This window comes from Massilia solisilvae (assembly GCF_024753215.1).
Lineage (GTDB): Bacteria > Pseudomonadota > Gammaproteobacteria > Burkholderiales > Burkholderiaceae_D > Telluria > Telluria solisilvae.
Genome location: NZ_JANUGV010000005.1, coordinates 329,960 through 349,444 on the forward strand (window position 1 = coordinate 329,960; position 19,485 = coordinate 349,444).

Here is a 19,485-nt window from a genome sequence, read left to right on the forward strand (position 1 = left end):
AAATTTGCTCAGCATGGGTTCCCGCCTCCGCGGGGACGACGGTTCGAGGGGGCGCGGGCTCAGCGCACCTGCGAAATCTCGGTCACGATCACATCCAGCGGCACATCGTGCGGCGCGTGCGCGAACAGCGCCTGCTGGCAGGCATACGCAATCCCCAGCGTGGCCGGCCGCGGCTGGGCCGCCAGGGTGCGGTCGTAGAACCCGCCGCCATACCCCAGCCGATACCCGTCGGCATTGAACCCCAGGCAGGGCACCAGCATCGCCGGCGGCCGCTCCACGAAATGCACATCGCCCGGCACCTGCACACCCATGCCGTCTGTCACCATCGGGTCGCCCGGCGTCCATGCCGCGAACGCCAGCGGCGCATCGCGCGCCACCACCACCGGCAGCGCCAGTTGCGCGCCCGCCTGCACCAGCTCCGAGTACGCGGCGCGCAAGTCCGGCTCGCCATGCACCGGCCAGTACACGCCCAGCACCGACGGCTGCCGGCGCCGCCACCAGGCCACCACCTGCGCGCCGATGTGGGCGTCCCACTGTACGCGCTTTTCCAGGCCGATCTCGCGCCGTGCCGCCTTGAGCGTTGCGCGCAGCGCGCGCTTGGCCTCGTCGCCATTGCCGCTGGTTACACTTGCACCCGAGGCTGGCAGCCCGGACGAGCCACATGGTATTCTTGATGCGCCGGTCATGGTTTGAACGAACCGTACATTGAAAGCTGCATTGATGTTTCCGTCGAAATTAATCACCGGCGCGATTCTCGCCGCTGCCAGCGCCCTTTGCCTTGCGGGCCAGGTGCCTGATGATGACACGCCCGCCGCCAGCGCGCCCGTTCCGGCCGCGCCGCCCCAACCGGCACCAAGCGTCGTGCCGCCGGTTGCCGGCGAGGGCGCCCAGCCGGCTGTCCCCAGCGCCACGCCCCAGGCCATCAACCCGCAGGCCGACGACGAGACTTTCCTGCTGCTGCGCGAAGCCGCGCGCCAGGATGACGCCGCCAAGGCCAACGCGCTTGCGTCGCGCCTGCCTGGCTACGCCATCCCTTCCTATGTCGACTATTATCGTCTGAAACCGCGGCTGCGCGAGGCACCGCAGGAAGAAATCCGCGCCTTCCTGCGGCGCTGGGAGGGCACCGCGATTGCCGACCGCCTGCGCAACGACTGGCTGCTCGAACTCGGGCGCCGCCGCGACTGGCCCGCGTTCGACCGCGAGCTGCCGCTGTTCGTCAAGAACGACGATTACCAGGTCCGCTGCTACGCGCTGCTCTCGCGGCTGGCCAAAGGCGAAAAGGTGGCCAGGGACGCACGCGCCTTGCTCACCATGCCGTCCGGCTATGGCGAAGCCTGCAACGCGCTGCTGGTGCAGCTTGCGCAAACTGGCCAGTTCACCCAGGCCGACCTGCTCACCCAGCTGCGCCTGGCCGGCGAAATGAACGCCACCGGCCCCGCGCGCCGCGCCGCGCAGCTGCTGGGCGCATCCGACACCCGCGCCGGGCAGGCGGTGGACCTGCCCGCGCTGGCGCTGGCGCGCGGCGTCGGCAAGACCGCGGCCGAGCACCAGATCTACCTGGTCGCCGTCGGCCGCATGGCGCGCACCAGCCTCAAGCTCGCTGGCCTGGCGCTGAAAAAGAACGGGCCCAAACTGTCTGCCGAAGAGCGTGCGATCGGCTGGTCGAACATTGCGCTGGCTGCCTCGATCGCGCTCTCGCCCGAGGCCTGGGACGACTGGAAGAAGGCTGCCGGCGCGCCGCTGTCGGCCGAGCAGCTGCAGTGGAAGACGCGCATCGCGCTGCGCCAGGGCGACTGGAAGGCCGTGCGCGCCACTATCGAGGCCATGCCCGCGCCGCAGCGCGACGACCCGGCCTGGGTGTACTGGCGCGGCCGCGCGCTGCTGGCGCAGGGCGAGCGCGAGGACGCGCAGGACCTGTTCCGGCGCATCGCCGACCAGAACAGCTTCTATGGCCAGCTCGCGATGGAAGAGCTGGGCCAGCAGGTGACGATTCCGCCGGCCGCGCGGCCGCCCACCCCGGCCGAGATGGCGCAGGTGGCGGCCAACCCCGACTTCCAGCGCGCGCTCAAGTTCTACGCCATGCGCCTGCGTTTTGAAGGCACGCGCGAATGGAACTGGGGCCTGCGCGGCTACAACGAACGCCAGCTGCTGGCCGCCGCCGAGTTCGCGCGCAAGAACAACATCCTCGACCGGATGATCAACACCTCCGAGCGCACCCGCACCGAGTTCGACTACACCCAGCGCTTTCCCGACCCGCACGACGACATCATGCACCCGACGGCGCAGGGCCTGGGGCTGGACAAGGCCTGGGCCTACGGCCTGATCCGCCAGGAGTCGCGCTTCGTCTCCGACGCGCAGTCGGGCGTGGGCGCGTCGGGCCTGATGCAGGTGATGCCGTCCACCGGTAAATGGGTGGCGGCCAAGATCGGCCTGACCGAGTTCGTGCATGGCATGCTCAATGACCTGAAGACCAACATCACGCTCGGCGCCAACTACATGAGCATGGTGCTGGCCAATGCCGAGGGCTCGCAGGTGCTGGCCACCGCCGCCTACAATGCCGGCCCGGGCCGCGCGCGCGCCTGGCGCGGCACGCTCGCCGCCCCCATGGAAGGCGCGATCTTCGTCGAGACCATTCCATTTTCCGAAACCCGCAACTACGTGCGCAACGTGATGTCGAACGCGACCAACTACGCGGCCCTGTTCGACAAGCGCCCGCAGTCGCTCAAGGCCCGGCTCGGCACGATCACGCCGCGCGGGCAGAACAATCTTCTCCCCTGACCAGCGAGGTCCCATGCGAGACATGACGGTGGTGGTGTTTGGCGGCTCCGGCTTTATCGGCAGCCATCTGGTGGCGCAACTGGCGACCGAGGGCGTGCGCGTGCTGGTGCCGACGCGGCGCATCGACCACGGCAAGCACCTGATCCCGCTGCCCGGCGTGGACGTGGTCGAGGCCGACATGTACGACCCGGCCACGCTGCGCGAGCTGGTGCAGGGGCGCCACGCCGCGATCAACCTGGTGGGCCTGCTGCACTCGCGCCGCGGCACCCCGTGGGGGCCGGACTTCCAGCGCGCCCACGTGGAGCTGCCCAAAAAGATCGTGGACGCCTGCGCGCTCGAAGGCGTGCCGCGCTACCTGCACATGAGCGCCCTGGGCGCCGACCGCGACGGCCCGTCGATGTACCAGCGCTCCAAGGCCGAGGGCGAGGTGATGGCGCGCAGCCACCCCGAAGTGGCGGCCACCATTTTCCGCCCGTCGGTGGTGTTCGGCCCCGAGGACAACTTCATGAACATGTTCGCGCGGCTGCAGCGCTTTTTGCCGGTGATGCCGCTGGCCTGCGCCACCGCGACCTTCCAGCCGGTGTACGTGGGCGACGTGGCGGCCGCGTTCCGCCATGCGCTGGCGGACCTGCGCACGCGCCACCTGGTGTTCCACCTGGGCGGGCCGCAGATCTACACGCTGGCCGAGCTGGTGCGCCTGGCCGGCCGCTATTCCGGCCACGAGCGCCCGATCATCGAGCTGCCCGACTGGATGGGCTACCTGCAGGCCATGCTGTTCGAGCTCCTGCCCGGAAAGCCGCTCATGAGCCGCGATAACCTGGCCTCCATGCGGGTCGATAACGTGATCGACCCGGCCATCCAGGCCTTGACAGCCGACACGCTCGGAATCAAGCTCACAGCCCTTGAAGCGGTGGCGCCGCTCTACCTCGCTCCGCCGGTCGAACGGCTCGACCGCTTCCGTGCCCGCGCCGGGCGCTAACAACAAGAGAAAACAATGCAGACCATCGAACTTGATCCGACCCTGTCGCACACCCTCGAGCAGGCCCGCCGGCCCGGCCTGACCCTCGTCATCGGCAACAAGAACTACTCCTCGTGGTCGATGCGCCCATGGGTGGCCGCAACGGCGTTCGGCATCCCGTTCACCGAGGTGCGCGTGCTGCTCGACCAGCCCGACACCGCCGCCAACATTGCGCGTTATTCCAGCGCGGGCCGGGTCCCGGTGCTGCTGGCGGGCGACATGACGATCTGGGACAGCCTGGCCATCTGCGAATACCTGGCCGAGCAGTTCCCCGACAAGCACATGTGGCCGCAGGACGTGGCCGCGCGCGCGCTGGCACGCTCTGTCGTGGCCGAGATGCATTCGGGCTTTGCCGCGCTGCGCACCGCGATGACGATGAACATCAAGGCCAGCCTGCCGGGGCGCGGGCGCACCGCCGAGGCGCAGGCCGACATCGGTCGCATCTGCGAGATTTGGGAAGAGTGTCTGGCGCGCTTCGGCCACCGCGGCTTCCTGTTCGGCGAGTTCTCGATTGCCGACGCGTTTTACGCGCCGGTGGTCATGCGCTTCAAAACCTACGGCGTGGCGCTCGCGCCGGCGCTGCAGGCTTACTGCGACCGCATGCTGGCCCATCCCGCTGTGGCGCGCTGGGTCGAGGAAGCGCTGGCCGAGACCGAGGTCGCGCCCCACCACGAAGACGAGCTGCCGGACTGACCGATGAAAACCTACGTGGTCGGCGGCGCCGTGCGCGACGAGCTGCTCGGGCTGCCCGGCTCGGACCGTGACTGGGTGGTGGTGGGCGCCACGCCCGACGACATGCTCAAGGCCGGCTTTCGCCCGGTGGGCAAGGACTTCCCGGTGTTCCTGCATCCGGACACGCAGGAGGAGTACGCGCTCGCCCGCACCGAGCGCAAGACCGCGCCCGGCTACCACGGCTTCGTGTTCCACACCGCGCCCGACGTCACCCTCGAGGACGACCTGGTGCGGCGTGACCTGACCATCAATGCGATGGCGCGCGCCGACGACGGCACCATCGTCGACCCCTACGGCGGCCGCGCCGACCTTCAGGCGCGCCTGTTCCGCCACGTCTCGCCTGCGTTTGCCGAAGACCCGGTGCGCATCCTGCGCGTGGCCCGCTTTGCCGCGCGCTTTCCCGAATTTCGCGTGGCCGACGAAACCGTCGCGCTGATGCGCCAGATGGTCGGGGCCGGGGAGGTCGATGCGCTGGTGCCCGAACGCGTGTGGCAGGAGCTCGCGCGCGGGCTGATGGAACAGCGCCCGTCGCGTATGTTCGAGGTGCTGCGCGAGTGCGGTGCACTGGCGCGCATCCTGCCCGAGCTGGACGCGCTGTGGGGCGTGCCGCAGCCGGCCCCGCACCATCCGGAGGTGGACACCGGCGTGCACATGCTGCTGGTGATCGACTACGCCGCTGAACGCGGCTTCGAACTGCCGGTGCGCTTTGCCGCGCTGATGCATGACCTGGGCAAGGGCATCACCCCCGAGGAAGGCTGGCCCAGCCACCACGGGCACGAGGGGCTCGGGACAAAGCTGGTGGCGGCCCTGTGCAAGCGCCTGCGCGTGCCCAACGACTGCCGCGACCTGGCGGTGATGGCCGCGCGCGAGCACGGGAACGTGCACCGCGCGCTCGAACTGCGGCCCAACACCATCGTCACCCTGTTCGAGCGCAGCGACGCCTTCCGCAAGCCCGAGCGCTTTGCGCAGATGCTGCTCGTGGCCGAGTGCGACTACCGCGGCCGCGGCCACGAAGAGCACGAGATGCGCGCACGGCCATACCCGCAGGCGGCGCACCTGTCGCGCGCGCTTGCGGCCGCGCGCGCCGTCAACGCCGGAGAAGTGGCCGCGCGCTACGTTGACAACAAGGACCAGATCCCCGAGGCGATCCATGCCGCGCGCGTGGCCGCGGTGAAGGCCGCGCTGCACGATCCGCGATACTGAACGCGGCTGGTCTGTTATTCTCTGTCGCTGTATTGTTGTGGTAGCGGAGGATGCGATGTTTGCCGTACTGGCGCGGCGCCTGGAAAGGCTCGGTTCGCGCCGTCGACTGCAGCTCGGGCTGGCCGGGGTGCTGGCCCTGATCGCCGTGCTGGCGTTCCTGTTCATCCGCACCGAAGCGGTCGACATCGCCGCGCAAAACCAGGTGGCGCTGAACCTGCGCGAGCTGGAGAAGCTCGACGCCGAGTGGGACGCCAGCATCGTGCGCGCCCACATCGGCCGCGCCGCCGACAACCGCCGCCTGACCGCGCCGCTGGCGCGCATGCACGAGCTGACCGCGCGCCTGCAGGCCGCGCTGCCGATGACCCACAGCCCGGCCGCCGCCGAGGCCTTCCAGCGCCTGACAGTGGCGCTCGCCGCCAAGGAGCAGCTGGCCGCCGAGTTCGGGCGGCGCACGCCGCCGCTGCGCACCGCACTCCTGTACCTGCCGCCGGCAGTGGCCAACCTCAAGACCGACCTGGCCGGCATTGGCGGCGCGCTGGCGCCGGCGCGCATCGTGCTGCGCCTGGACGCCTCGCTCAACGACCTGCTGAGCCAGATCCTGCGCTACAACCTCGCGCCCACCGACAAGCTGGCTGCGCGCATTGCCGACACCCTGGGCGACATCGAGGCGCAGGAGATCGCGTTTTCGCCGGCCGTGGTGGACACGATCGACACCATCGCGCGCCAGAGCCGCGTGGTGCTGGTCAACCGGCCGCTGGCCAACGCGCTCGAAGCGAGCATCGCCGCAACCCGCACCGCCGAGGCGATGGACCAACTGGGACGCGAATATGACCGCGCGTTCGACGCCGTGCTGCTCGAGCGCGAGCGCTACCGCGGCTGGCTGTTCGCCTATTCGGCCCTGCTGCTGGTGCTGCTGGCCTGGGCCGGCACACGGCTGCGCCGCAGCTACCGCATCATCGGCGAAGTGAACCAGCGCCTGAAGGCCGCCAACGAGACGCTGGAGCAGCGCGTGGCCGAGCGCACCGCCGAGCTGCAGGCGCAATCGAAGCAGCTCGAACTGCTGGCCCAGCACGACAGCCTGACCGGCCTGGTCAACGTGCGCCAGCTCACCCGCCTGCTCGACCACGCACTGGTGCGCGCCAGCCGCCGCGGCACCATCGTGGTGGTGATGTTCATCGACCTGGACGGCTTCAAGGCGGTGAACGACACATACGGCCACGGCACCGGCGACGTGGTGCTGCAGGAAGTGGCGCGGCGCGTGCAGGCCAGGCTGCGCGCCGAGGATGCGCTGGCGCGCCTGGGCGGCGATGAGTTCGTGATCCTGCTCGAGGAGGTGAACTCGCCCGAAGGCGCGCTGCGCGTGGCCCAGGCCGCGCTCGACGCGATCCGCAGCGTCACCCGGGCCAACGGCCACCCGGTGCGGATTTCGGCCAGCATTGGCATTGCCAGCGTGCGCGGGCGCGACGGCGTCGAGCGCGGCGCCCAGGCGCTGCTGGCCCAGGCCGACCAGGCCATGTACCAGGCCAAACAGGCCGGCAAAGGCGTGTTCGTCATCAGCCCGCAGGCTGAGTGGGCGGCATAAAGACCATTTCAGAACCCCGGTCATTGTTTCCATGCCCCATGCGTGATAACTTGCGCTTCGGAATACCGTGACGCAGCGATCCTGCGTGCGCTCGAGAACGGCATGGCGGGCGCAAATCCACTACAATGCCCACTTATTGGTGCAGTGCACAAAACTGTGAGCAATTTGTTATGGCTGACAATTCGCTAAGCCGCTGGCTGACCAACCTGCGCAGGCCGACCGTCTACGTGAAGGAATTGCACGAGCGCGACCGCCGGCGCATGCTGCGGCATTTCCTCGCGCTTGACGATAGTGACCGCTTACTGCGCTTTGGCACCGTGCTCAAGGACGAGCAGATCGAATCGTACGTGGCGAAGATCGACTTCGAGCGCGACATCGTGTTCGGCGTGGTCAACCGGCGTTTCCAGCTGGTGGGCGTGGGCCACCTGGCCTTCCTGGGCAAGGAAGGCGAGCGCGAGAAGGCGACCAGCAAGGAGCGGGTCGCCGAATTCGGCGTGTCGGTGTCGAGCTCGGCGCGCGGGCAGGGTGTGGGAACCAAGCTGTTCGAGCGCGCCGCGATCCATTGCCGCAACAGCGACATCGACACCCTGTACATGCAGTGCCTGTCGTCGAACAAGACGATGATGCACATTGCCAAAAAAGCGGGCATGCAGATCAAGCGCGAATACGGCGAGGCCGACGCCTACCTGCAGCTGCCGCCGCCCAGCCCATCCAGCGTGCTGCAGGAGGCGTTCGAGGAGCAGTTCGCCTCGATCGACTACGCCGTCAAGGCCAACGCGCGCGCGGCGATGAAGTGGCTGGCGCCGAAGAAGTAAGGCCGGCCTGACAGCACCCTCAACCAACGTCGTCCCGGCGCAGGCCGGGACCCATGCTGAGCTTGCGGATTGTGCGGCTGCTCACCCGGCCTATGGGTCCCGGCCTTCGCCGGGACGACGGAAGAAGGCTAACGGTCTGTTTTAAACGATCGGCAACGCCGTCGTCTCCTTGATCCGCTGCAGCGCAAAGCTCGACTTCACATCCAGCACGGCCGGATGGCGCAGCAGCGTGGCCATCATGAAGCGCGAAAAGTGGTCCATGTCCTCCACATGCACGCGCAGCAGGAAATCCATCTCCCCCGTCATCGCATAGCACGCCACTACCTCGGGCCAGGTCGCCACCGACTGGGCAAAATCGGTGCGCGGCGAGGTCGCCGGCAGGCGCGAGGTGGCCGCCCCTTCGCTGTGCTTTTCCAGACGCACGTTCACATACGCCAGCAGGCCCAGCCCGATCTTGTCGGGGTCCAGCAGCGCCACATACTGCCGGATCACCCCGGCTTCCTCCAGCCGCTTGATGCGGCGCAGGCACGGCGACGGTGACAGGCTCACCCGTTCAGCGATGTCCTGGTTCGACAGCCGCCCGTCGGTTTGCAAAATCTCAAGGATTTTCCGGTCTGTTTTGTCGAGCTCGATTTTTGACATGAATCCTCCGAAGGTTCTTCGTTCTCAGCATTTTATTGCCCATTTTGCGAAAGTGGGGGAATTATTTGAAATTTAATGCTGGTTCGTCACGTCTATACTGTCGCAATCAAACAATAATGGAGACAACCATGGAGTTCACACCCTGGGACAACCCCATGGGCACCGACGGCTTTGAATTCGTCGAGTTTGCCGCGCCGGACCCGAAGGCAATGGGTGAGCTGTTCGAAAAGATGGGCTTCACCGCCATCGCCCGCCACCGTCACAAAGACGTGACCCTGTACCGCCAGGGTGAGATCAACTTCATCATCAACGCCGAGCCGGATTCGTTCGCGCAGCGCTTCGCGCGCCTGCATGGCCCGTCGGTGTGCGCGATTGCGATCCGCGTGCAGGACGCCGCCTTTGCCTACAAGCGCGCGCTCGAGCTGGGCGCCTGGGGCTTCGATAACCAGAACGGCCCGATGGAGCTGAACATCCCCGCCATCAAGGGCGTGGGCGACTCCCTGCTGTACCTCGTGGACCGCTGGCGCGGCAAGGGCCAGCCGGGCGCCATCGGCGACATCAGCATTTACGACGTGGACTTCGTGCCCATCGACGGCGCCGACCCGCACCCGGTCGGCAACGGCCTCACCTACATCGACCACCTGACCCACAACGTCTATCGCGGCCACATGAAGGAGATCGCCGAGTTCTACGAGAAGATCTTCAACTTCCGCGAGATCCGCTACTTCGACATCAAGGGCAAGCTCACCGGCCTGACCTCCAAGGCCATGACTTCGCCGTGCGGCAAGGTGCGCATCCCCATCAACGAGTCGGCCGACGACAAGTCGCAGATCGCCGAATACCTCGACGAGTACCGTGGCGAGGGCATCCAGCACATCGCGCTGGGCACGGACAACGTGTACGGCTCGGTGCAGACCATGAAGGACGCCGGCATCCCGTTCCAGGACACGATCGACACCTACTACGAGCTGGTGGACCGCCGCCTGCCGGGCCATGGCGAGAACGTGGACGAGCTGCGCCGCCTGCGCATCCTGATCGACGGCTCTACGCCCGAAAACGGCAGCAGCCAGCTGCTGCTGCAGATCTTCACCCAGAACGTGATCGGCCCGATCTTCTTCGAGATCATCCAGCGCAAGGGCGACCAGGGCTTCGGCGAGGGCAACTTCCGCGCGCTGTTCGAATCGATCGAGCTGGACCAGATTCGCCGCGGCGTGCTGAAAGACCCCGCCACCGCGTAAGGCCGCGGGTAGCAGACACCTGTTGAACGCGTGGGCAGAAATCTGCCCACCCTACGAACATCCGCCTTTGTAGGGTGGGCAGGTTTCCTGCCCACGCGTCCAACCAGCCGCAGCACAGCGGCAAACGCAAGAACAACGGAGACACCCCAATGAACGCACCGCAGGAACGCGCGGCCCTCGCGCCCGCGCACGAGATCACGCTCGACGACAAGTGGACGCTTGAACGCGGCAAGGCCTTCATGACCGGCACCCAGGCGTTGATCCGCCTGCCGATGCTGCAGCGTGAGCGCGACGAGAAGGCCGGCCTGAACACCGCCGGCTACATCACCGGCTACCGCGGCTCGCCGGTCACGCAGATCGACCAAACTGCGATGAAGACCAAAAAGCACCTCGAGGCGCACCACGTCCACTTCCATCCCGGGATGAACGAGGATCTGGCCGCCACTGCGGTGTGGGGCTCCCAGCAGTCGAACCTGTTCGAAGGCGCCAAGTACGACGGCGTGTTCGCCATGTGGTACGGCAAAGGCCCGGGCGTGGACCGCTGCGGCGACGTCTTCAAGCACGGCAACAACGCCGGCAGCGCCCAACACGGCGGCGTGCTGGTGCTGGCCGGCGACGACCACGCGGCCAAGTCGTCCTCGACCGCGCACCAGTCCGACCACATCCTGCACCACTGTGGTATTCCGGTGCTGTACCCGGCCACCATCCAGGAGTACATCGACTACGGCCTGCACGCCTGGGCGATGAGCCGCTACACGGGCCTGTGGGTGTCGATGAAGTGCGTGACCGACACCATCGAGTCCGGCGCGGTCGTGGACCTGGACCCGGACCGCGTGCAGATCGTGACCCCGACCGACTTCGAGATGCCGCCGGGCGGCCTGAACCTGCGCTGGCCGGACGCCGTGCTCGACCAGGAAGTGCGGATGACCAACCACAAGTGGTACGCCGCGCTTGCCTACGCCCGCGCCAATAAGCTGAACCGGATCATCTGGGACAGCCCGCGGCCGAAGATCGGCATCATCACCGCCGGCAAATCCTACGTGGACACGCGCCAGGCGCTGGCCGACCTGGGCATCGATGAGCAGGCGGCCGCCGACATCGGCCTGCGCCTGTACAAGATCGGCATGACCTGGCCGCTCGAAGCGGAAGGCGTGCACGAATTCGCGCGCGGCCTGGACGAGATCATCGTGGTGGAAGAAAAGCGCCAGGTGCTCGAGTACGCGCTCAAGGAAGAGCTGTACAACCTGCCGGACGGCGAGCGCCCGCGCGTGGTCGGCAAGTTCGACGACACCGGGGAGTGGAGCAACAAGAACCGCATGGGCCACGGCGACTGGCTGCTGCCCGCGACCTACGAACTGAACCCGGCGCAGATCGCGCGCGCCATCGCCTCGCGCATCTCGCACTACTGCGCCGGCCACCCCGTCGAGCAGCGCGTCAAGGAGCGCATCGCCTTCCTCGAAGCCAAAGAGCTGGTCCTGAAGAACATCCCGTCCAAGGCCAATCCCGAGACCGACCGCATTCCGTATTTCTGCTCCGGCTGCCCGCACAACAGCTCGACCAAGGTGCCGGAAGGCTCGCGCGCGACCGCCGGCATCGGCTGTCATTACATGGTGCTGTGGATGGACCGCGAGACCTCGACCTTCACCCACATGGGCGGCGAGGGCGTGCCCTGGATCGGCCAGGCGCCGTTCACCAGCGAAGGACATATCTTCTCCAACCTGGGCGACGGCACCTATTTCCACTCCGGCAGCCTGGCGATCCGCGCGGCGGTGGCGGCCAAGGTCAACATGACCTACAAGATCCTGTACAACGACGCGGTGGCGATGACCGGCGGCCAGAACGTGGATGGCCCGCTCGATCCGGGCAAGATCTCGCGCCAGCTCGCCGCCGAAGGGGTGACCCCGATCGTGGTCGTGACCGACGAGCCGGAAAAATACCCGGACGACTACCCGTGGGCCGCCGGCGTGACCGTGCGCCACCGCTCCGAGCTGATGGAGGTGCAGCGCGAGCTGCGCCAGGTGAAGGGCGTGTCGGCCATGATCTACGACCAGACCTGCGCCTCCGAAAAGCGGCGCCGCCGCAAGAAGGGCGCCTACCCTGATCCGGCCAAGCGCGCCGTGATCAATGAAGCCGTGTGCGAGGGCTGCGGCGACTGCTCCAGGCAGTCCAACTGCCTGTCGGTCGAGCCGCTCGAAACGGAACTGGGCCGCAAGCGCCAGATCAACCAGTCCTCGTGCAACAAGGACTTCTCGTGCGTGACCGGCTTCTGCCCGAGCTTCGTGACGGTTGAAGGCGGCGGCCTCAAGAAACCGAAGAAGGCCGCGCAAGGCGAAGCATCGATGCCGCTGCTGCCGATGCCGAGCATTCCGGCGACCAGCACTCCGTTCGGCATCCTCGTCACCGGCATCGGCGGCACCGGCGTGGTCACCGTCGGCCAGATCCTGGCGGTGGCGGCGCATGTGGAGGGCAAGGGCGCGCTGGTGCTGGACATGAGCGGCCTGGCCCAGAAAGGCGGCCCGGTGATGTCGCACGTGAAGCTGGCCGACCGCCAGGAAGACCTGTACTCGACCCGCGTGGGTACCGGCAGCGCCGACCTCGTGATCGGCTGCGACCAGATCGTGACCGCCAGCCGCGACGCGCTCTCGCGCATGGGCGAGGGCCGCACCTGGGCCGTGGTCAACGGCACCGGCGCCACCACCGCCGCCTTCATCAAGGACCCCAACTGGCAGTTCCCGGCCGAAGGGTCGCGCGGCGCCATCGTGCAGGCCGTCGGCAGCGGCAACGTCGATTTCGTCGATGCCGGCCACATGGCCACCACGCTGCTAGGCGACTCGATCGCCACCAACATGTTCATGCTCGGCTACGCATTCCAGAAGGGCCATGTGCCGCTGACCGAGGCGTCGCTGATGAAGGCGATCGAGCTGAACGGGGTGTCGGTCGCATTCAACAAGGCCGCCTTCAACTGGGGCCGCACCGCGGCGCACGACCTGTCGATGGTGGCCAGGATGACCACCCCGGCCAAGGTCATCGAGTTCAAGCGCGCGCAGGGCCTGGACGAAATCGTCGAACGCCGCGTCGCGCTGCTGACGGCTTACCAGAACGCAGATTACGCAAAACAGTATAAATCGTTTGTCGAGAAGGTCCGCGCCGAGGAAGCCAGGCTGGCCAGCGGCACCCGCCTGACCGAGGCGGTGGCCAGGTACCTCTACAAGCTGATGGCGTACAAGGACGAGTACGAAGTGGCGCGCCTGTACACCGACCCGGCGTTCAAGGAAAAGATCGGCGCCATGTTCGAAGGCGACATCAAGCTCAAGTTCCACCTGGCGCCGCCACTGTTCGCCAGGCGCGACAAGGAAGGGCACCTGCTCAAGCAGGAGTTCGGTCCGTGGATGATGAAGGCGTTCGCCCTGCTGGCCCGGCTCAAGGGCCTGCGCGGCACGCCGCTGGACATCTTCGGCTACACCGGCGAGCGCAAGACCGAGCGCGCGCTCATCCAGCAGTACCGCGAAACGGTCGAGGCGCTGCTGGGCAGGCTCAATGCCGAGAACCTTGGACAGGCCGTGGCGATCGCCAGCATCCCGGAAGAGATCCGCGGCTTTGGCCACGTCAAGGAGCGCAACCTGAAGGCGGCCAAGGCGAAGGAGGCCCAGCTGGTGGCGGCCTTCCACGCCGCGCCCGGGGCAGCCCCGCAGGCGGCCTGAGGCCCGGACGGCGCGTTTCGCAATATTGAAACGTGGGCAGTTTTGCCTGCCCACGTGGTGCTGCGCGCCGTCTAACCGGACATGAGGCTTGCGCTGGCATCGCATGCTGTTCGTTTGCGAAATCTCATCCACCGTGGATGGAATGTCCCCGATTTCCAACGGTTACAGATAGTTGCAACTACCGGCAGGCGGCCCCGACTATAATCGGGAGCATGAAACTGGACTTCCTGCGCTCTGGTCGTTCGACCTTCACCACTCGCCTGATCCCTTCCGTACTCGCCGCGGCGTTGCTGCTGGCCGGCTGCGGCGGCGGAGGCGGTTCCCCCAACATTGGCGGCCCCACCGGTTCCGGCGGTGACGGCGGTACCACCACCCAGCCGCCGCCACCGACCGGGAACGACACGCCGGACGCGATCCCCGACATCAATACGGTCTTCTCGACCTACTGGAACTCGTGCGCAGTGCCGCGCACCGGGTTGGACGCGAGCGGCAAGCCGTACCCGGACCGCCAGGGTACGCTGCTGGACGAGCTCAAGTTCCTGCGCGGCTGGGCCGACGCCTTCTACCTCTGGTACAAGGAAATCCCGACCAACATCCACATGGCGGATTACACCAATGCGCTGGACTACTTCGCGGTGCTCAAGACGCCCGAGCTGACCGCGTCGGGCAAGCCAAAGGACAAGTACCACTTCACCTACCCGACCGCCGAGTGGGAGTCGCTGAACAACGGCATCGACCTTGGCTACGGCATTACCTGGTCGCGCGGGAGCGCCACGGCGCCGCGCACCTGGCTCGCCACCGTGGTCGAGCCGGGCTCGCCGGCCGCCGCCGCCGGCATCCAGCGCGGCGACCTGTTGATCACGCTGGACGGTGTGGACTTCGTCAACGCAACCGACAAGGCATTGGTAGACAAGATCAATGCCGGACTCAATCCCGAGGTCGAGGGCTCGGTCCATACGTTCACCCTGCGCCGCAACGGGAGCAATTACGATGTGTCGATGAAGGCAGCGCAGGTGAACGTGGCGCCGGTGAAGACTGTCAAGGTGATCGATACCGCGGCGGGCAAGGTCGGCTATATCGACTTCCAGAGCCATAACAACGTCTCGGAAAAGCAGCTGATCGATGCCATCAGCCAGCTCAAGACCGCCGGCGTGAGCGACCTGGTGCTGGACATGCGCTACAACGGCGGCGGCTTGCTGTACGTGGCCAGCGAACTGGCGTACATGATCGCCGGTCCCGGGCCCACCACCGGCAAGATATTCGAGCAGCCGGTCTACAACGACAAGACCGCACCGCAGCCGGCGATCGGGTTCCGCACCACCGCCTACGGCTTTCCGGCGCCGGTCCCCGCCAAGGCGGGCAGTGCGCTGCCCTACCTGGGCCTGAAGCGCGTGACGGTGCTGACCACGGCCGGCACCTGCTCGGCGAGCGAATCGGTGATCAACAGCCTGCGCGGTGTGGATGTCGAAGTGAACATTATCGGCGGCCAGACCTGCGGCAAGCCTTACGCCTTCACGCCGACGCCGAACTGCGGCACCACCTACTTCTCGATCGAGTTCAAGGGCGCGAACCAGAAAGGCTACGGCGACTATACCGACGGCATGGCGCCGACCTGCAGCGTGGGCGACGACATGACCCATGCGCTTGGCGACCCGGCCGAAGGGCTGCTCGCGGCCGCGCTGTCGTACAACGCCACCGGGACCTGCCCGGCCTCGTCCTCGTCGCGCGCCCTGCAGCAGCCGCTGCAACTGGTGCGGCCGCAGGCGGCCGAGGTAGCGGTGATGCCGGACCGGCATTAAGCCTTCTCTCACGGCGCGTCGTCCCGGCCGGGGCGACGTGCGCAGGCGAAGGGCTGCCCGCGTCTCCTGCGCGCGCATCCCGACTATAATCATCGGCTTTGCAACCTACCTGCCGGAGCTTGCCGATGATCCGTCCCGCCGTATTGACTGCCCTGCTGGCCGCAGTGCCCCTGGCGCACGCCGCGCCCGACCTGTCCACTGTCTCCGAGCGCTCCGGCTTTGCCCGCACCGGCCGTTATGACGAAGTGGTCAAGCTGTGTGCCGCGTTCCAGCAGGCCTGGCCGCGGCAGGTCAAATGCGTCGAATTCGGCCGCACCCCGGAAGGCAGGCCGATGCTGGCGCTGGTTGCCAGCGGCAGCGGCGCACTGACCGCGCAAGCGGCGAAAAAGCAGGGCCTGCCCGTCACCCTGATCCAGGGCGGCATCCACGCCGGCGAGATCGACGGCAAGGACGCCGGTTTCCTGGCGCTGCGCGAGGTGCTCGAAGGGCGCTTGGCCAGGGGCGTGCTCGATAAGCAGGTGCTGGTGTTCGTCCCCGTCTTCAACGTCGATGGCCACGAGCGCTTCGCCAAATGGAACCGCCCCAACCAGCGCGGACCGGTCGAGATGGGCTGGCGCACGACCGCCCAGAACTTCAACCTGAACCGCGACTACATGAAGGCCGACGCGCCCGAGATGCAGGCGATGCTGGCGCTAGTGAACGCCTGGGACCCGCTCACCTATGTGGACCTGCACGTGACCGACGGCGCCATGTTCCAGCACGACGTGTCGATCCAGGTCGAGCCGGTGAACTCGGGCGACCAGCAGTTCCGCAAGGACGGACTGGCCCTGCGCAGCGGCGTGATCGCCGACATCAGCCAGCAGGGCTCGACGCCGCAGTCGTACTACATGTCGTTCGTGAAGACCGACGACCCATCCTCCGGCTTTGCGGACGCGGTGTACGAGCCGCGCTTCTCGACCGGCTACTTCCAGCTGCGTAACCGCATCAGCCTGCTGGTTGAGACCCACTCGTGGAAGGACTACGCGACGCGCGTGCGCGTGACCCACAACACCGTGGTGTCGATCCTGGAGCAGGTGGCGAAGAACGGCAGGCAGTGGCAGCAGGACGCATGGGCCGCCGACATGCGCGCGCAGAAGCTGGCCGGCAGCCTGGTCCCGCTGTCGTACAAGACCACCGACAGGACGCGCATGGTGGACTTTCAGGGCTATGCCTACACCCGCACCCAGTCCGAGGTGTCGGGCATGATGATGACCCACTACGACGAATCGAAGCCTCAGGTTTGGCACGTTCCGCTGCGCGACGAGGTGGTGCCCGATGTGCAGGTGGCGGCGCCCGGCGCAGGCTACATCGTGCCGGCCGCGTTTGCGGAGATGGTCGGCAAGAAGCTCAGGCAGCACGACATCGCCTTCAAGGTGCTGGGCCGCGCGCAGGACAAGGGCGACGTCGAGACCTTCCGCGCCGAGCAGGCCAGCTTTTCGAAGACCTCGTTCGAGTCGCACCAGCGCTTGACGGTGCAGGGCGCGTGGAAGCATGAGCCGCGCGCCATCTCCGCGGGCTCCTTGTTCGTGCCGATCGCCCAGCCCAAGGCGCGCCTGGTGATGGCCCTGCTGGAGCCGCAGGCGCCCGACTCGCTGCTGGCCTGGGGCGAATTCAACAACGCCTTCGAGCGCAAGGAGTACATGGAAGAGTACGTGGCCGAGGACGTGGCGCGCGAGCAGTTGGCGGCCGATCCGGCGCTGGCTGCCGAGTTCCGGCGCAGGCTCGACACCGACGAAGCGTTCGCAAAGAACCCGCACGCGCGCCTGGAGTTCTTCGCGCGCCGCCACCCGTCGTGGGACGAGCGCCTGAACCTGTATCCGGTGATGCGTACTGACGCTGCGCTGTAGTCTGTTGAGAATTGCCCCGCCGGCGGCGCGGCGCCCCGAGATCAAACCCTACCTGAAGTAGGGATGGAGGAGATAAGGGTCGCGCCGCATGATGTCTTGTGCCCTTCGAAAGCGACCGGCTTACCATCGTCCAGTACCGTCGGGTCCCCTTCGGTGATGACGCATGACGAATGACCGTTGACTGGGCAAGTGCAAGCATCTCCCTGCCGGGCGACCGCAACGCCGTGCACAGCAACCGCACTGGACGCTGCGACGACCTTGCCGCCATGACTGGTAGAGTCACCAACTCTGATCACGCCCTTCATGGTCTTCCTCCACATCTTGTCGTTGGCTGCCAAGGCACTGGAATCTGAATCGCTGCACTCAGTCGGTTTATCGTTCGGCCATCCAACGCCATACCGTGATGCCATACGTGCATCCAAGATTGGCCATTTTTTCGTCTGCCGCATAGGCCCGTGGAACCGCGCCGGGATCCGGTGCCTGCCAAACACCTGCTTTCGGACACGGTTGGCCTGCCTTAGCCCATAGCTCAGTATTTGCCTCAACCGGCTTAACGGTTGGGATAAGCGGATGCCAGGTTGTCGGCACGGCGAGCGTTTCGGGCGGCGGGAACATGTTGCTCTCTGTTCGGAGTTCCTCTGTCGTTTTGACCACTCGATAGGCAGGCTGCATCCGCAGCCCCTTTATCGCAAAGGTTAAGCTGTGCCGTTCCATGCCGGTACTGGGGTACCAAACCCCGGTCCAGGGCACTTCGTCACCTGTTTGGCATGAGATTGACCTGTCTACTGCATATTCGGGCAACGGGTCGGGGAGCACCCATGGCAACTGTCCCTTGTACCAAATTACAGTCGAATCATAGGACTGAGCAATTTCGTCTCCGGGAAAGCCGCCATCATAGTTAATGCTCTCAGGCCAACTCGGTAGGGGGTTCTCGTAGCTCTTAAATCCCCACAGTGCGTTATGGAGCGCGTGCTCGATTTGGCGGGCAAATGCCGACAGTTTGTCGGTCCGAACGTCATTAAACTCTTCGTACTCCGCTTCGGTCATCCAGCTGTGCAGTGGTTGCTCCATCATGCCGCGCATATCCCCGCGGATCGAAGCAGCAGTATCCCATGCGAGCATGTAGTCACCTAGTCTCGCCAGTTCGGCCCCTCGCCTGAAGTTCTTCGCGCGCTTGTTGAGGGTGTCGAAGACCTGGTTGTTTCTGCCAAAGTTCGCGACTTTGCGTGAAATGGCGAGCTCGCCGAACCACCTCGTCGTTCCCTCGCATTCCGCGGCAGCTAGCTCAAAGAAATCCGGTGACGTGAAGAGGTACCAAATTGCCGCTTCGCGATGTAGATCTCGCATGTCCTTCTCCGCTTACGTTGTGGGAACGGTGATCAGAATTCGTTTGGCTTCCTGCGCTGAGAAGTCGGCCGTTCCCCATCCGGTTTCGATGGGGCCCTTGATGTGGGAGTCCGTAATTTGTGCACGTAGTTTGCTCGGGGCCACCTCGCCCGTAACGTCGGTAAATTCTACGCGTCGATCTGCGGCACCTGAATGATTTGTGATGATTGCGCCAGTCTTCCGATCAACTCTCGGCAATGCATTAATCATCTTATCTCGGCTTGCCGGACAAAACACAATTTGTTCGCCGCCACCTTCCAGGTAATAACTCGTCCCGTCAATTTTTTGGCTGGCGGCAGGGCCGCGCCATACGTGCAGCGTCTCCCCAGCTTTAACCTCGTATTCTACAAACCAACCGTTCTGATTCCAATCTGGCTTAACGGCGAACTTGCTGCGCCATTCATCCCGGTTCTTGAGGGCCTTGAATGCCTCCTCAGAGATCCAAAACATGCCAGCGCCTTCGTTGGATGGATCGACGATCCGATATAGTTTTGCAGGACCCCTAATCGCGTCCGCTCGTAGCGCACCGCGTGCTGAAAAGGTTTCGACGATATTTCGATCAAGCTTGGGATGGTGGGGATGTTCTCTCATCAGCTCGTCGAGCTTTCTTCTCTTCATCTCCAGAGGAGGGTGCTTCATGCTTCCTGTAAACTCTTTTGCCCAAGCTGGCGGCATTGCATTGATCAGCTTTGCTGCTCCGGATTC

Annotated in this window: 14 protein-coding genes and 1 pseudogene; 10 read left to right on the plus strand and 5 right to left on the minus strand. The window is 66.0% G+C overall.

The features are described 5' to 3' along the window. Positions 1 to 59 precede the first annotated feature (59 nt). On the minus strand, positions 60 to 686 hold the full coding sequence (locus NX773_RS18245; RefSeq protein WP_258857720.1) for a 5-formyltetrahydrofolate cyclo-ligase: 627 nt from the start codon (positions 684 to 686) through the stop codon (positions 60 to 62). 34 nt (positions 687 to 720) lie between these two features. Here NX773_RS18245 and NX773_RS18250 point away from each other — a divergent pair, with 34 nt between their 5' ends. From NX773_RS18250 to NX773_RS18275, 6 genes are all read left to right on the plus strand, one after another. Beyond that, the gene (locus NX773_RS18250; RefSeq protein ID WP_258857738.1) at positions 721 to 2,778 is read left to right on the plus strand and encodes a lytic transglycosylase domain-containing protein; all 2,058 of its coding nucleotides are present in this window, start codon (positions 721 to 723) and stop codon (positions 2,776 to 2,778) included. A gap of 13 nt (positions 2,779 to 2,791) precedes the next feature. Then, the gene (locus NX773_RS18255) at positions 2,792 to 3,757 is read left to right on the plus strand and encodes a complex I NDUFA9 subunit family protein (RefSeq protein ID WP_258857721.1); all 966 of its coding nucleotides are present in this window, start codon (positions 2,792 to 2,794) and stop codon (positions 3,755 to 3,757) included. Positions 3,758 to 3,772: 15 nt separating this feature from the next. Next, complete coding sequence (locus tag NX773_RS18260) at positions 3,773 to 4,489, plus strand: glutathione S-transferase family protein (RefSeq protein ID WP_258857722.1); 717 nt, start codon at positions 3,773 to 3,775, stop codon at positions 4,487 to 4,489. A gap of 3 nt (positions 4,490 to 4,492) precedes the next feature. Next, entirely contained in the window at positions 4,493 to 5,731 is a 1,239-nt protein-coding gene (locus tag NX773_RS18265) for a multifunctional CCA addition/repair protein (RefSeq protein ID WP_258857723.1), read from the plus strand. 55 nt (positions 5,732 to 5,786) lie between these two features. Continuing rightward, complete coding sequence (locus NX773_RS18270; protein ID WP_258857724.1) at positions 5,787 to 7,313, plus strand: diguanylate cyclase domain-containing protein; 1,527 nt, start codon at positions 5,787 to 5,789, stop codon at positions 7,311 to 7,313. Positions 7,314 to 7,483: 170 nt separating this feature from the next. Continuing rightward, positions 7,484 to 8,128 (plus strand): GNAT family N-acetyltransferase, encoded by a 645-nt coding sequence (locus tag NX773_RS18275; protein WP_258857725.1) that lies wholly within the window; start codon positions 7,484 to 7,486, stop codon positions 8,126 to 8,128. Between the two features lie 141 nt (positions 8,129 to 8,269). Here the strand turns inward: NX773_RS18275 and NX773_RS18280 are convergent, their stop codons facing one another. After that, positions 8,270 to 8,770, minus strand: a complete 501-nt coding sequence (locus NX773_RS18280; RefSeq protein WP_258823062.1) for an Lrp/AsnC family transcriptional regulator — start codon at positions 8,768 to 8,770, stop codon at positions 8,270 to 8,272. A 128-nt stretch (positions 8,771 to 8,898) separates the two neighbouring features. Here NX773_RS18280 and hppD point away from each other — a divergent pair, with 128 nt between their 5' ends. From hppD to NX773_RS18300, 4 genes are all read left to right on the plus strand, one after another. Beyond that, entirely contained in the window at positions 8,899 to 10,008 is a 1,110-nt protein-coding gene (gene hppD, locus NX773_RS18285) for a 4-hydroxyphenylpyruvate dioxygenase (RefSeq protein ID WP_258823063.1), read from the plus strand. Between the two features lie 149 nt (positions 10,009 to 10,157). Then, the gene (locus NX773_RS18290) at positions 10,158 to 13,709 is read left to right on the plus strand and encodes an indolepyruvate ferredoxin oxidoreductase family protein (RefSeq protein WP_258857726.1); all 3,552 of its coding nucleotides are present in this window, start codon (positions 10,158 to 10,160) and stop codon (positions 13,707 to 13,709) included. 212 nt (positions 13,710 to 13,921) lie between these two features. After that, positions 13,922 to 15,508: a S41 family peptidase gene (locus NX773_RS18295; protein WP_258857727.1), complete on the plus strand. Its 1,587-nt coding sequence runs from the start codon at positions 13,922 to 13,924 to the stop codon at positions 15,506 to 15,508. A 125-nt stretch (positions 15,509 to 15,633) separates the two neighbouring features. Beyond that, complete coding sequence (locus NX773_RS18300; RefSeq protein WP_258857728.1) at positions 15,634 to 17,394, plus strand: M14 family metallopeptidase; 1,761 nt, start codon at positions 15,634 to 15,636, stop codon at positions 17,392 to 17,394. A gap of 41 nt (positions 17,395 to 17,435) precedes the next feature. Here NX773_RS18300 and NX773_RS18305 read toward each other — a convergent pair whose 3' ends face one another. From NX773_RS18305 to NX773_RS18315, 3 genes and pseudogenes are all read right to left on the minus strand, one after another. Continuing rightward, positions 17,436 to 17,699, minus strand: coding sequence for a PAAR domain-containing protein (locus tag NX773_RS18305; protein WP_258857729.1), 264 nt, complete (start codon positions 17,697 to 17,699; stop codon positions 17,436 to 17,438). 67 nt (positions 17,700 to 17,766) lie between these two features. Then, the gene (locus tag NX773_RS18310) at positions 17,767 to 18,741 is read right to left on the minus strand and encodes a hypothetical protein (RefSeq protein ID WP_258857730.1); all 975 of its coding nucleotides are present in this window, start codon (positions 18,739 to 18,741) and stop codon (positions 17,767 to 17,769) included. 12 nt (positions 18,742 to 18,753) lie between these two features. Beyond that, positions 18,754 to 19,485: pseudogene (locus tag NX773_RS18315) on the minus strand (hypothetical protein); the annotation flags it as partial.